10 protein-coding genes are annotated in these 13,376 nt (G+C 73.0%); 9 read left to right on the top strand and 1 reads right to left on the bottom strand.

From position 1 onward, the window contains the following. Positions 1-2: 2 nt before the first annotated feature. A complete protein-coding gene (locus ACFYMU_RS09155) occupies positions 3-746 on the top strand; it encodes a hypothetical protein (RefSeq protein ID WP_388370195.1) in 744 nt (247 codons plus the stop codon). Here the strand turns inward: ACFYMU_RS09155 and ACFYMU_RS09150 are convergent. Continuing rightward, positions 644-1,405 carry a hypothetical protein gene (locus ACFYMU_RS09150; protein ID WP_388370193.1) on the bottom strand — a complete coding sequence of 254 codons (762 nt, stop codon included), beginning with the start codon at positions 1,403-1,405 and terminating at the stop codon, positions 644-646. The two genes, ACFYMU_RS09155 and ACFYMU_RS09150, sit on opposite strands and share 103 nt — an antisense overlap. An 89-nt stretch (positions 1,406-1,494) precedes the next feature. Between ACFYMU_RS09150 and ACFYMU_RS09145 the strand changes: the two genes are divergently transcribed. From ACFYMU_RS09145 to ACFYMU_RS09110, 8 genes are all read left to right on the top strand, one after another. Beyond that, on the top strand, positions 1,495-2,277 hold the full coding sequence (locus ACFYMU_RS09145) for an adenosylcobinamide-GDP ribazoletransferase (protein WP_388370190.1): 783 nt from the start codon (positions 1,495-1,497) through the stop codon (positions 2,275-2,277). A 123-nt stretch (positions 2,278-2,400) separates the two neighbouring features. Continuing rightward, positions 2,401-3,006 (top strand): RDD family protein, encoded by a 606-nt coding sequence (locus ACFYMU_RS09140; protein WP_388370187.1) that lies wholly within the window; start codon positions 2,401-2,403, stop codon positions 3,004-3,006. Between the two features lie 356 nt (positions 3,007-3,362). Continuing rightward, positions 3,363-4,883: a leucyl aminopeptidase gene (locus tag ACFYMU_RS09135; RefSeq protein WP_388370184.1), complete on the top strand. Its 1,521-nt coding sequence runs from the start codon at positions 3,363-3,365 to the stop codon at positions 4,881-4,883. A gap of 300 nt (positions 4,884-5,183) precedes the next feature. Continuing rightward, complete coding sequence (gene lpdA, locus ACFYMU_RS09130; protein WP_388370181.1) at positions 5,184-6,572, top strand: dihydrolipoyl dehydrogenase; 1,389 nt, start codon at positions 5,184-5,186, stop codon at positions 6,570-6,572. Positions 6,573-6,634: 62 nt separating this feature from the next. Beyond that, positions 6,635-8,470, top strand: coding sequence for a 2-oxoglutarate dehydrogenase, E2 component, dihydrolipoamide succinyltransferase (gene sucB / locus ACFYMU_RS09125; protein WP_388370178.1), 1,836 nt, complete (start codon positions 6,635-6,637; stop codon positions 8,468-8,470). A 194-nt stretch (positions 8,471-8,664) separates the two neighbouring features. After that, on the top strand, positions 8,665-9,288 hold the full coding sequence (locus tag ACFYMU_RS09120; protein WP_388370175.1) for a GntR family transcriptional regulator: 624 nt from the start codon (positions 8,665-8,667) through the stop codon (positions 9,286-9,288). 267 nt (positions 9,289-9,555) lie between these two features. After that, a complete protein-coding gene (gene aceE, locus ACFYMU_RS09115; RefSeq protein ID WP_388370173.1) occupies positions 9,556-12,261 on the top strand; it encodes a pyruvate dehydrogenase (acetyl-transferring), homodimeric type in 2,706 nt (901 codons plus the stop codon). 83 nt (positions 12,262-12,344) lie between these two features. Then, the gene (locus ACFYMU_RS09110) at positions 12,345-13,346 is read left to right on the top strand and encodes a helix-turn-helix transcriptional regulator (RefSeq protein ID WP_388370170.1); all 1,002 of its coding nucleotides are present in this window, start codon (positions 12,345-12,347) and stop codon (positions 13,344-13,346) included. Positions 13,347-13,376 lie beyond the last annotated feature (30 nt).

The following is a 13,376-nucleotide window of genomic DNA, read 5'->3' as shown; positions in this document are numbered from 1 at the left end:
GGATGAGCATCCTCGCCCGCCTGGTCCGTGCCGAAGGGGGGCAGCTGTGCACCACCGTGCGCCGGGCCCTGGCAGGGCGCAGCCGACGGGCGATACCCATGACGCTGGGGGCCGTGTGCCTGACGTCGGTTCTCCAGTTCGTGCAGAACCGGCCGTGGGGCTTCGGATTCGTGCAGGCCGTCGGCTCCGTACGGGCCGAGGAACCGCTGCCGCGCGCCCTGCTGCGCACTCCGCTCTCCCTCTTCGTGCCGGCCCTGGACCTGCCGGTGTGGGGCGCGCTGCTGCAGATCCTCTTCGTGTTCGGGATCGCCGAGATCTGTCTGGGCTGGTGGCGCACGCTCGTCATCGCGTACGTCGCCACGCTCGCCGGCACGCTGTACGCGCGGGTGGCCGTCGGCCTGGGCCCGCACCATCCGCTGGGGCTGTCCGCGGCCGACGCGCAGGTCGTCGACACCGGCCCGTCGGCGGCGGTGATCGGGCTCGCCGTGTTCCTGTGCTGGCGCTATCGCGCGCTGTTCACCGGGGGCGTGGTGATCGCCGCGATGATCGGGGAGCTGGTCCTGAAGGGGAACCTCGCGGGCAAGGAGCACATCGCCGCCATCGCGGCGGTGCTGACGCTGTGCGGGCTGTCCGCGCTGCGCCGTCACCGGCGGCCGGGCGGCCCGGTGAGCCGCGGATCGGGCCTGCCGCCGATCCAGTCCTGCACCCTGCGGCGCGGGACGGCCCAGCGGCGGTCGTGGCGGTAGGCGCGCAGACCGGCCCTGGCGCGGGCGCGCGGACGGCGGCGGTAGAACCGCCGGGCCCAGGGTGATCCGGGGCGGGCCAGGCGGACGGCACCGACCAGGGCGACCAGCGGGATGATCGCTCCGAAGACCGCCACGCGGGCCTTGCCCTTGCTCAGGGCGAGCAGGGAGAAGAGGAAGTTCACCGCGACGGTCACGATGACGCCGCCGCGGTTCTGCAGTTCCTCGGCCGAGACGTCGTTGACGCCGAAGGGCGCGAACCCGGCCAGGACCAGGCCGACGAGGGCCGCGGTGATCACGACGACCTCGACGCTCTGGCGGCCCTCCTCGGTCCAGTAGACGTCGTCCAGGTGCAGGATCAGGGCGAACTCGTCCAGCACGAGGCCCGCGCCCGTGCCGAAGAGGACCGCGAAGATCCCGAAGCCGACGCCCTGGTGGCCGGCGACCGCACCGAAGCCTCCGACGACGACGAGGACGACCCCGGGGACGACGTGGTGGATGTGCACGCCGCCCGCCTTCACATTGCGGAAGGGGCCCCGGCCGGCCCGGATGAGCCGGGTGACGACCCGGGTGATCACGAACGTCAGCACGAACGAGGCCAGCGCGAGGAGCAGGGGGAGCTTGCCCGGCTCGACGATGTTGCGCTGCAGCCAGTCGCCCATGGGGCAAGTCTGCCCGCGGCGCCCCTGAACTGCCTGTTCACACCCTCCCGGCCCCGGGCCGGGCACCGCCGTCCCGTACCCTGCGGCCCGTGTTCACGTCATCCTCCCGCCATGGTCTCCGCTTCGCCTTCGGCACCCTCACCGTGCTGCCCGTCCGGGTCACCCGGTGGGACCGGGAGGCCGCGCGCGGCGGAATGCTGTGCGCGCCGCTGGCCGGAGCGGTGGTCGGCGGGCTCGCCGGACTGCTCGGCTCGGCCCTGCTCCTGGCGGGTGCCGGTCCGCTGCTCGCCGCCGTGGCCGCAGCCGCCGGGCCGGCCGTGCTGACCCGGGGGCTGCACCTGGACGGGCTGGCGGACACCGCGGACGGGCTCGGCAGCGGTAAGCCCGCCGAGGAGGCGCTGCGGATCATGAAGCGGTCCGACATCGGGCCGTTCGGTGTGATCACCTTGCTGCTGGTGCTGCTCGCCCAGGTGGCGGCCCTCGCGCAGGCGTACGGCCACACATGGGCGCGCGGGGCCCTGGCCGCCGTCGTCTCGGCGGCCGCCGCCCGGCTGGCCCTGACGCTGGCCGCGCGCCACGGGGTGCCGGCCGCCCGGCCGGAGGGGCTGGGGGCCGCGGTCGCGGGGGTGGTGCCGGTGCGGGCCGCCCTGGCGGTGGCCGTCGCCGTCACCGCGGCGGCGGCCGCCGGGGGCGCGCTCGGCGGGGCGTACGAGGCGGCCCGCACGGCGGCCGCGGTGGTGGTCGCGGTCGTCGCCGCGGAGCTGCTGCTGCGGCACTGCGTCCGGCGCTTCGGCGGGGTGACGGGCGATGTGTTCGGCGGACTCGCGGAGACGGCGGCGACGGCCGCGCTGGTGGTGCTCTCCCTCGGGTGACCCGGGCGGGGGTGCGTCACGGACCCGCTGCAGACCTGTTCAACTGCAGCTCTCCGTAGCCGATTTGCGCGCTAGGGTGACGCACCGATCACCCATCCGCTTCACCGTCATCGGGGGACGACTGTGCAGAAGACCCGCCGTTTCCTTGCCTGGTTCATCGACTTCGCCCTGGTGGTCGCGGCGGCCTCGGGGCTGGCGATGCTCACCTTCCACCGGATATCCGCGCTCTTCGCCGATGTGCCCGGCCTCGCCACGAAGGGCGGCCTGGACCTGCTGACCTCGCGGGGCGACGTCATCGACGCGTCGGAGGGCCTCGGGCTCTCGCTGTGGCACACCACGGTGCTGTACGTGGAACAGGGCTTCGGGCTGCTGGTGGTCGCGACCTTCTGCTACCAGTGGGCGTCGCTGGCCCTCGCCGGGCGCACCCTGGGCAAGGCGCTGACCGGTCTGAAGGTGACGCCGGCCGCCCCCCGCCGGGCCGCGCTGCGGGCCGCCGTGACGACGACCGCGGACGTGGCCGTGTACGCCCTGGCCTGTGTCCTGCTCGTCGAGGGCCAGTTCCTGCTCTCGGTGCTGGTCTGGCTGGTGGCGGTGGTGGTCTTCTTCCTCAACGCACTGCCCGTCCTCTCCCCCAGCCGCCGCTCCCTGGCCGACCGGGTGGCGGGCACGGCGGTGGAGGGGCTCCGGTTCGGCGGCGCCGCGGCCGTGCCGCCGGCCCGTACCTTCTGAGCGTCCGACTCCGCTCCGGCCGACGGCGGTCGGGACAGACGCACCGGGCCGGCGCGCCGGGTACCGGACCGGTGCACGACCGACGGTCGGCGCGCCCGAGCGCCGGGCAGGTGCAGCACGGCCCTCCGGTGTGACCCGGGTCACCCGGCGCGGGCGGCGGGGCGTCGCCACAGCGCCACGCAGCGGCGAAATCCGTAGGGAATGAGCGAAACCGGCCCCCGCGCGTAGGCTCGTGCCGGGCATTTCCCAGCCCGGGCAGAGACCGGACGTTCGGAGGGATCTAGGGTCGGTTCCCGGGCCGGTCGACCCCATCCGTTCGGCCACCGAAACTCAATCGGAAGCGAGATTTCACCACCGTGACTGCTCTCACTCTCAGCACCGCCGCGGCGGCCGGCCTGCGGGCCGACGCGATCGTGGTCGGTGTCGCGAAGGGCGCCCAGGGCCCGGTCGTCGCACCGGGCGCCGAGGCCGTGGACCAGGCGTACGACGGCCGGCTCGCCGCCACCCTGCAGACCCTGGGCGCCTCGGGCGCCGAGGGCGAGGTGACGAAGCTGCCCGCGCCCTCCGGTTTCAAGGCGCCCGTCGTGGTGGCGGTGGGCCTCGGTGCGGAGCCGGAGAAGGACCAGGCGTTCACCGCCGAGTCGCTGCGCCGCGCCGCGGGCTGTGCGGCGCGAGCGCTCACCGGTTCCAAGAAGGCCGTCTTCGCGCTGCCCGTCACCGGCGCCGCCGACGTCGGCGCCATCGGTGAGGGCGCGCTGCTCGGCGCGTACACCTTCGACGCGTTCAAGGACAACGGCAAGACCGCGAAGAACGCCAAGTCCCCGCTCGCCGAGGTGGCCGTGCTCGGGGGCAAGCCCCGCGACAAGGCGTACAAGGCGGCCGTCGAGCGCGCCGTCACCGTCGCCGAGGAACTCAACCGCGCCCGCGACCTGATCAACACCCCGCCGAACCACCTCACCCCGATGGCCTTCGCGGCCATCGCGCAGGCGGCGGGGAAGGAGCACGGCCTCAAGGTGCAGGTGCTCGACACGAAGGCGCTGGAGAAGGGCGGCTACGGCGGCATCCTCGGGGTCGGCGCGGGCTCGGCCTCGCCCGCCTGCCTGGTGAAGCTGTCGTACACGCACGCCAGGGCCGGCAAGCACCTGGCCTTCGTCGGCAAGGGCATCACCTACGACTCGGGCGGCATCTCGCTCAAGCCCGCCGGTCACAACGAGACCATGAAGTGCGACATGAGCGGCGCGGCGGCCGTCTTCGCCGCGGTCGTGGCCGCCGCCCGCCTCGGTCTCGAGGTCGACCTCACCGGCTGGCTCGCCCTGGCCGAGAACATGCCGTCCGGTTCCGCCACCCGCCCGGGTGATGTGCTGCACATGTACAGCGGCAAGACCGTGGAGGTGCTCAACACCGACGCGGAGGGCCGGCTGGTCCTCGCCGACGCGCTGTGGGCGGCCTCGCAGGAGAACCCGGACGCGATCGTGGACGTCGCGACCCTGACCGGCGCCATGATGCTGGCGCTCGGCAACCGCATCTTCGGGATCATGGCGAACGACGACGCCTTCCGCACCGCGGTCCACGAGGCCGCGGGCGAGGCCGGCGAGGACGCCTGGCCGATGCCGCTGCCCGAGCACCTGCGCAAGGGCATGGACTCCCCCACGGCCGACATCGCCAACATGGGCGAGCGGATGGGCGGCGGACTGGTCGCCGGACTGTTCCTGAAGGAGTTCGTCGGCGAGGGCATCCCCTGGGCCCACCTGGACATCGCGGGCCCGGCCTTCAACGAGCAGGCCCCCTTCGGGTACACGCCCAAGGGCGGCACGGGCTCGGCGGTCCGCACCCTGGTCCGGCTCGCGGAGCTGAGCGCCTCGGGCGACCTGGGCTGATTTCCCACCCGCGTGGGAGCGCGGCCCCGGGTTCGACGGAGCCCGGGGCCGCAGCCGCATCGTACGGGCGCCCACCTCTCGGCCAAATCCGTACGATCACCCGCAAACGCGACCTTCCGGCGTGATGGATCCGACGTTTCACACACCCGGCCCGGCGTCCCGCACGCCGCCGACAAGTGCGAAGATGGGGTCTCGGCAGGACAGGGCCCCATCGAAGGGCCGAAGCAAGAGCGGCCGGACACCAGCCGCCTGCCGGTCGTCGACGACCGGCGTACGGCGCACATGCATGGAGGACGTGACGTGGCGAACGACGCCAGCACCGTTTTCGACCTAGTGATCCTCGGCGGTGGTAGCGGCGGTTACGCCGCGGCCCTGCGTGGGGCTCAGCTGGGCCTGGACGTCGCCCTGATCGAGAAGGACAAGGTCGGCGGCACCTGCCTGCACCGGGGTTGCATTCCCACCAAGGCCCTGCTGCACGCGGGCGAGATCGCCGACCAGGCGCGCGAGAGCGAGCAGTTCGGTGTCAAGACCAGCTTCGAGGGCATCGACGTACCGGCCGTCCACAAGTACAAGGACGAGGTCGTCACGGGCCTGTACAAGGGTCTGCAGGGCCTGGTCGCCTCCCGCAAGGTGACCTACATCGAGGGCGAGGGCCGGCTGTCCTCCCCGACCTCGGTGGACGTGGGCGGACAGCGGATCCAGGGCCGCCACGTGCTGCTGGCGACCGGCTCCGTGCCGAAGTCGCTGCCCGGCCTGGAGATCGACGGCAACCGCATCATCTCCTCCGACCACGCCCTCGTCCTGGACCGCGTGCCGCAGTCCGCGATCATCCTGGGCGGCGGCGTCATCGGCGTCGAGTTCGCCTCCGCCTGGAAGTCCTTCGGTGCCGACGTCACGATCATCGAGGGCCTCAAGCACCTCGTGCCGGTCGAGGACGAGAACTCCTCCAAGCTTCTCGAGCGCGCCTTCCGCAAGCGCGGCATCAAGTTCAACCTGGGCACCTTCTTCCAGAAGGCCGAGTACACCCAGAACGGTGTCAAGGTCACCCTCGCCGACGGCAAGGAGTTCGAGGCCGAGGTCCTCCTCGTCGCCGTCGGCCGCGGTCCGGTCTCCCAGGGCCTCGGCTACGAGGAGGCCGGGGTCGCCATGGACCGCGGTCACGTCCTCGTCGACGAGTACATGCGGACCAACGTCCCGACCGTCTCCGCCGTCGGTGACCTGGTCCCGACGCTCCAGCTCGCGCACGTCGGCTTCGCCGAGGGCATCCTGGTGGCGGAGCGCCTGGCCGGTCTGAAGGTCGTTCCGATCGACTACGACGGCGTGCCGCGGGTGACGTACTGCCACCCGGAGGTCGCCTCCGTGGGCATCACCGAGGCCAAGGCCAAGGAGGTCTACGGCGCGGACAAGGTCGTCGCCCTCAAGTACAACCTCGCGGGCAACGGGAAGAGCAAGATCCTCAAGACCGCGGGCGAGATCAAGCTCGTCCAGGTCAAGGACGGTGCCGTGGTCGGCGTCCACATGGTCGGCGACCGCATGGGCGAGCAGGTCGGCGAGGCCCAGCTGATCTACAACTGGGAGGCGCTGCCGGCCGAGGTGGCCCAGCTCATCCACGCCCACCCGACGCAGAACGAGGCGCTCGGCGAGGCTCACCTGGCCCTCGCCGGCAAGCCGCTCCACTCCCACGACTGACGCTTTCAGTCTTCGGGCGCGACGACACAGACTTCCGCAATTCGTAAGGAGAAACCGAAACCATGCCGGTTTCCGTAACCCTTCCGGCGCTCGGTGAGAGCGTCACCGAGGGCACCGTCACCCGCTGGCTGAAGGCCGAGGGCGAGCGCGTCGAGGCCGACGAGCCGCTGCTCGAAGTGTCCACCGACAAGGTCGACACCGAGATCCCGGCGCCGGCCTCCGGCGTTCTGACGTCCATCAAGGTCGCCGAGGACGAGACGGTCGAGGTCGGCGCCGAGCTGGCCGTCATCGACGACGGCACGGGCGCCCCGGCCGCCGCTCCGGCGCCGGCCGCCGAGCCCGCGCCGGCTCCCGCACCGACCCCCACGGCCGCCCCGGCCGCCCAGACCCCGGTCGCCCCGTCCACCGAGGCCGCCGCCCCGGTGCCGGCACCGACCGCCCAGGCCACCACCGGCGCCGTCACCGCGCAGGGCACCGACGTGGTCCTGCCCGCGCTCGGCGAGTCGGTCACCGAGGGCACCGTCACCCGCTGGCTGAAGTCGGTCGGCGAGACCGTCCAGGCCGACGAGCCGCTGCTCGAGGTCTCCACGGACAAGGTCGACACCGAGATCCCGGCGCCCGCCTCCGGCGTGCTCCTGGAGATCGTGGTCGGCGAGGACGAGACCGCCGAGGTCGGCGCCAAGCTGGCCGTCATCGGCGCTCCGGGTGCCGCTCCCGCGGCCGCCCCGGCGCCTGCCGCCCCGGCCCCCGCTCCGGCTGCTCCGGCGCCCGCCGCCCCGGCTCCTGCGCCCGCCGCCCCGGCCCCGGCTCCGGCCGCACCGGTCGCCCCGGCCGCACCCGTGGCCCCGCCCGCGCCCGCCGCCCCCGTGGCTCCGGTCGCCGCCCCGGCTCCGGCTCCGGCTCCGGCCGCGGCTCCGGCCGCGCCCGCTCCGGCCGCCCCGGCTCCGGCCGCCGCCCAGCCGGTCGACGACGGCGCCTACGTGACCCCGCTGGTGCGCAAGCTCGCCGCCGAGAACGGCGTCGACCTGTCCACCGTCCGTGGCACCGGCGTCGGCGGACGCATCCGCAAGCAGGACGTCATCGCGGCCGCCGAGGCCGCGAAGGCCGCCGCCGCCCCGGCACCGGCCGCAGCCGCCGCCCCGGCCGCCCGGAAGGCGCCGGTCCTGGAGGTCTCCCCGCTGCGCGGCCAGACCGTCAAGATGCCGCGGATCCGCAAGGTCATCGGCGACAACATGGTCAAGGCCCTGCACGAGCAGGCCCAGCTGTCCACCGTCGTCGAGGTCGACGTGACCCGCCTGATGCGTCTGCGTGAGCAGGCCAAGGGCTCGTTCGCCGCGCGCGAGGGCGTCAAGCTGTCCCCGATGCCGTTCTTCGTGAAGGCGGCGGCCCAGGGGCTGAAGGCCTACCCGGTCATCAACGCCCGGATCAACGAGGCCGAGGGCACCATCACGTACTTCGACGCGGAGAACATCGGCATCGCCGTGGACTCCGAGAAGGGCCTGATGACCCCGGTCATCAAGAACGCCGGTGACCTGAACATCGCGGGCATCGCCAAGGCCACCGCCGACCTGGCGGCCAAGGTCCGCGGCAACAAGATCACGCCGGACGAGCTGGCCGGCGCGACCTTCACCGTCAGCAACACCGGTTCGCGCGGCGCGCTGTTCGACACGATCATCGTGCCCCCGGGCCAGGTGGCGATCCTCGGCATCGGCGCCACGGTCAAGCGCCCCGCCGTCATCGAGACGGAGGAGGGTACGGTCATCGGCGTCCGCGACATGACGTACCTGACCCTGTCCTACGACCACCGCCTGGTGGACGGCGCCGACGCGGCGCGCTACCTGACGGCGGTCAAGGCGATCCTGGAGGCCGGCGAGTTCGAGGTCGAGCTCGGCCTCTGAGCCACGGTGGACGAACGGCCCGCGGTGCCCCCGCCCGGAGATCCGGGCGGGGGCACCGCGTTTCCGACCGGGGCGTGTAAGTCTCGTCTCACCTGCGCGAAAGCGCGCCCGTGTACCTCTCACGGACGGGGCCGCGGCCTTATTGTCTAAAGGTCAACCCCTGGGGCCGGTGGCCCCCGCCTAAGGAGCCCGTCATGACCGCGCCCGTCGTCCACTCGCTGCGCGAACAGATCCGCGAGCACATCGTGGAGGGGATCGTCAGCGGGCGCTGGAAGCCGGGCGAGCGGATCGTGGAGCGGCGGATCGCCACGGAGCTGGAGGTCAGCCAGACGCCGGTCCGGGAGGCGTTGCGGGAGCTGGAGTCCCTGCGGCTGATCGAGTCCGCGCCCAACAAGGGCGTGCGGGTCAGGAACCTGACCGCCGCGGACCTGGAGGAGTCCTACCCCGTCCGGGCCGGTCTGGAGGCCATCGCGGCGGAGCTGGCCGCCGGCAGGCTGGCGGAGGACTGCTCGGCGCTGGAGCCGCACGTGGCCGCGCTGTACGAGGCGGACCGCGAGTCGGACGGGACGGCGCAGGTGCGGCACACGGTCGCGTTCCACCGCGAGCTGGTGCGGGCGGCCGGCAACTCGGTGCTGCTGCACACCTGGGAGGGCCTCGGCATCGAGGTGTTCACGGCGCTGTCGATCCGCTGGCTGGGAACGGTGCAGCAGTCGTACGCGGAGGAGCACGAGGAACTCGTGGCCGCGTTCCGCCGGCGGGATCCGCGGATAGCCGAGATCGTGAAGGCCCACGTGCTGGGCTGCGCGCCGCGCGCCTGACGGCGGGACCCGGTCGGGCTCAGGCGTCCCCACCTGCGCAGACCCCCACAGAACACGGCACCCGGTGTCTTCACACAAGGCACCGGGTGCCGACTTTCTCGTGATCAAGAGATTTTGGTCCACAACCCTTTGATCGATCATCGATCAAAGGGTTAGAGTCGCCGACGGGCTTCCACCCGAGCCCCCCGCCCTGTCCTGCCAAAGACCAAGGGCACCCCCAGAACCCTTACCGATGAGGGCACCCCTTCGACCGAGGAAGGCGGCGACATGACCGACCCCCACGCCATCCGGCCGAGCGAGCTCGACCAGCTCCCGGACCGCGACCCCGAGGAGACCGCCGAATGGCGGGCCTCCCTGGACGCCGTCGCGGAGGCGGCCGGGCCGCACCGTGCCGCCTACCTGATGCGCCGCACGCTGGAGCGCGCCGCGGGCAGCGGCATCGCGCTGCCGGGGCTCCTGGAGACCGACTACGTCAACACCATCCCCACCGCCGCCGAGCCGGCCGTCCCCGGTGACGAGGAGATGGAGCGCCGCATCACCGCCTGGAACCGCTGGAACGCGGCCGCCATGGTGACCCGCGGCAGCAAGTACGGCGTCGGCGGCCACATCGCCACCTTCGCCTCCGCCGCCTGGCTGTACGAGACCGGCTTCAACCACTTCTTCAAGGGGAAGGAGGGCGGGGGCGGTTCCGGCGACCAGCTCTACGTCCAGGGCCACGCCTCCCCCGGCATCTACGCCCGCGCCTTCCTCGACGGCCGCCTGACCGAGGACCACCTCGACAACTTCCGCCAGGAGGCGGGCGGCGACGGCCTGCCCTCCTACCCGCACCCGCGCCGCCTGCCCTGGCTGTGGGAGTTCCCGACCGTCTCCATGGGCCTCGGTCCGCTCTCCGCGATCTACCAGGCGCGCTTCAACCGCTACCTCACCCACCGCGGCATCAAGGACGTCTCGTCCTCGCACGTGTGGGCGTTCCTCGGCGACGGCGAGATGGACGAGCCCGAGTCCACGGCGGCGCTCGCGCTCGCCGCGCGCGAGGAGCTGGACAACCTCACCTTCGTCGTCAACTGCAACCTGCAGCGCCTCGACGGCCCGGTCCGCGCCAACTTCAAGATCGTGCAGGAGCTGGAGGCGCAGTTCCGCGGCGCCGGCTGGAACGTCGTCAAGACGCTGTGGGGCACGGCCTGGGACGAGCTGTTCGCGCTCGACACCACCGGCGCGCTGGTGCGCCGGCTGCGCGAGGTTCCGGACGCGCAGGTCCAGACGTACCAGACCCGCGACGTCGCCTACATCCGCCAGGACTTCTTCGGCAAGGACCCGGCACTCGCCGAGATGGCGAAGCTGCTGAGCGACGACAAGATCCTGGAGTGCTTCCACCTCTCCCGCGGCGGCCACGAGGCGCGCAAGGTCTACGCGGCGTACAAGGCGGCGGTGGAGCACAAGGGCGCGCCGACCGTCATCCTGGCCCAGACCGTCAAGGGCTTCACGCTCGGCGAGGGCTTCGCCTCGAAGAACGCCAACCACCAGATGAAGAAGCTGACGGTGGACGAGTTCAGGGCGATGCGCGACCTGCTGGAACTGCCGATCCCCGACGCCCGGTTCGAGGGCGGCGTGGTGCCCTACGGCCACCCGGGCGCCGACTCCCCCGAGGTCCGCTACCTCCAGGAGCGCCGCGCGGCCCTCGGCGGCCCCGCCCCGGCCCGCCGCGTCCACCCCGTCGCCCCGCTGCCCGCCCCGGCCGAGAAGGCGTTCGCAGCCTTCGACAAGGGCTCCGGCGCCCAGAACGTGGCGACCACCATGGCGTTCGTCCGCCTGGTCAAGGAGCTGGTCCGCGACCGGGAGACGGGCCCGCGCTGGGTGCCGATCGTCCCCGACGAGGCGCGCACCTTCGGCATGGAGAGCCTCTTCCCCTCCCTGGGCATCTACTCGCCCAAGGGCCAGACGTACGAGCCGGTCGACCGCGACCAGCTGATGTACTACAGGGAGGCGAAGAACGGCCAGATCCTCAACGAGGGGATCACCGAGGCCGGTTCGATGGCCGACTTCATCGCCGCCGCCACGTCGTACGCGACGCACGGCGAGCCGATGATCCCCTTCTACATCTTCTACTCGATGTTCGGCTGGCAGCGCACGGCCGACCAGATGTGGCAGCTCGGCGACCAGCTCGGCCGCGGCTTCCTGGTCGGTGCCACGGCCGGCCGCACCACGCTGACCGGTGAGGGCCTGCAGCACGCCGACGGCCACTCGCCGGTGATCGCGGCGACCAACCCCGCCGCCCTGACGTACGACCCGGCGTTCGCGTACGAGATCGCGGTCATCGTGAGGGACGGCCTGCGCCGCATGTACGGCGAGACGGCACCGGGCGAGGACCCGAACGTCTTCTACTACCTCACCGTCTACAACGAGCCGCTGCCGCAGCCGGCGAAGCCCTCCGTGCCCGGCATCGACCAGGGCATCGTCAAGGGCCTGTACCGCTTCAACACCGCCGAGTCGGCGGGGCTCTCCGTCCCGGCGAACGCCCCACGGATCCAGCTGCTGGCCTCGGGCACGGCGATCCACTGGGCGCTCGAGGCGCAGAGGCTCCTCACCGAGGAGTGGGGCGTGGCGGCCGACGTGTGGTCGGCGACGTCGTGGGGCGAGCTGCGGCGCGACGCGATGGAGGCGGACGCGGCCCTGCTGCGGGGCGAGGAGCGGGTGCCGTACGTACGGCGGGCGCTCCAGGGCGCGGAGGGCCCCGTCCTCGCGGTCTCCGACTACATGCGCCAGGTCCCCGACCAGATCGCGCAGTGGGTCGAGCAGGACTACTCCTCGCTGGGCACCGACGGCTTCGGCCTGTCGGACACGCGTGACGCGGCCCGGCGCCACTTCGGCGTCGACGCGCGGTCGATCGTCGTGGCGGCCCTGGCCCAGCTGGCCAGGCGCGGCGAGGTCAAGGCCGCGGACGTGAAGGAGGCACGGGACCGGTACGGGCTGTAGGCCCTGTCGTCACCTTCGGTGGCAGGAGGGGTACGGCGGCCGCCGTGCCCCTCGCTGTCGGTGCCGCCCGGCATCATGAGGCCATGCGTGCCGCCCGCCTCATCAAGATGGTGCTGCTGCTCCAGTCCCGTCCCGCCATGACCGCCGCCGAGCTGGCCCGTGAGCTGGAGGTGTCCGAGCGGACCGTGGCCCGGGACGCCCAGGCCCTGTCGGAGGCGGGTGTCCCGGTGTACGCGGACCGCGGCCGCTGGGGCGGTTACCGGCTCGTCGGCGGGTACCGCACCCGGCTGACCGGCCTCGCCCGCGACGAGGCCGAGGCGCTGTTCCTCAGCGGCGTTCCGGGGGCGCTGCGCGAGATGGGGCTGCAGGACGCGGCCTCCGCGGCCCGGCTGAAGGTCTCCGCGGCCCTGCTGCCGTCCCTGCGCGACGCGCCCCGCACGGCGGCGCAGCGGTTCCATCTGGACGCGCCCGCCTGGTTCACGGAGCCCGGGACGCCGCCACTGCTGCCGGCGGTCGCGGACGCGGTGTGGGACGACCGCCGGATCACCGTGCGCTACCGGCGCGGGCAGGACGACGGGGGCGGCGAGCGAGCCGGGAACACCGTGCAGCGGGAGCTGGAGCCGTACGGGCTCGTGCTCAAGGCGGGGATCTGGTACCTGTGCGCCCAGGTCGCGGGCGACGGCCCCTTCCGGGTGTACCGCGTCGACCGCCTCGCGTCCGTGGAGGCCGGCCAGGAGCACTTCGCACGGGACGGGGAGTTCGGTCTGGCCGCGTTCTGGGAGGAGCGGGCGGAGCAGTTCGCGCGGTCCATCCTGCGGGCCGAGGTCGTGGTCCGGCTGTCGGCGGACGGTGTGCGCGGGCTGCCGTACGCCGTCGACCCCGTGTCCGCCCGGGAGGCTCTGAAGGGCGCGGGCGAACCGGACGGGCGGGGCTGGGTGACGCTGACCCTGCCGGTGGAGTCCGAGGAGGTCGCGCACGCGCAGCTGACGGCGCTGGGGCCTGAGGTCGAGGTGCTGTCCCCGAAGCGGCTGCGCGCGAGGTTCGCGCGCGACGCCGCACGGCTCGCGGGGCTCTACGGCGCCTGACGCCCCGCGCCCTCCGCGTGCGCCCCTCCC

Origin of the sequence: Streptomyces sp. NPDC007264 (assembly GCF_042869095.1) — a bacterium.
GTDB lineage: Bacteria > Actinomycetota > Actinomycetes > Streptomycetales > Streptomycetaceae > Streptomyces.
This window is presented reverse-complemented; position numbering and strand designations above follow the sequence as displayed.

Bases quoted from the DNA above. Each gene is read 5' to 3' on its own strand.
- ACFYMU_RS09110 (WP_388370170.1), top strand. From the start codon at position 12,345: ATGCGTGCCGCCCGCCTCATCAAGATGGTGCTGCTGCTCCAGTCCCGT.
- sucB (WP_388370178.1), top strand. From the start codon at position 6,635: ATGCCGGTTTCCGTAACCCTTCCGGCGCTCGGTGAGAGCGTCACCGAG.
- aceE (WP_388370173.1), top strand. From the start codon at position 9,556: ATGACCGACCCCCACGCCATCCGGCCGAGCGAGCTCGACCAGCTCCCG.
- ACFYMU_RS09150 (WP_388370193.1), bottom strand. From the start codon at position 1,405: ATGGGCGACTGGCTGCAGCGCAACATCGTCGAGCCGGGCAAGCTCCCC.
- ACFYMU_RS09120 (WP_388370175.1), top strand. From the start codon at position 8,665: ATGACCGCGCCCGTCGTCCACTCGCTGCGCGAACAGATCCGCGAGCAC.
- ACFYMU_RS09155 (WP_388370195.1), top strand. From the start codon at position 3: ATGAGCATCCTCGCCCGCCTGGTCCGTGCCGAAGGGGGGCAGCTGTGC.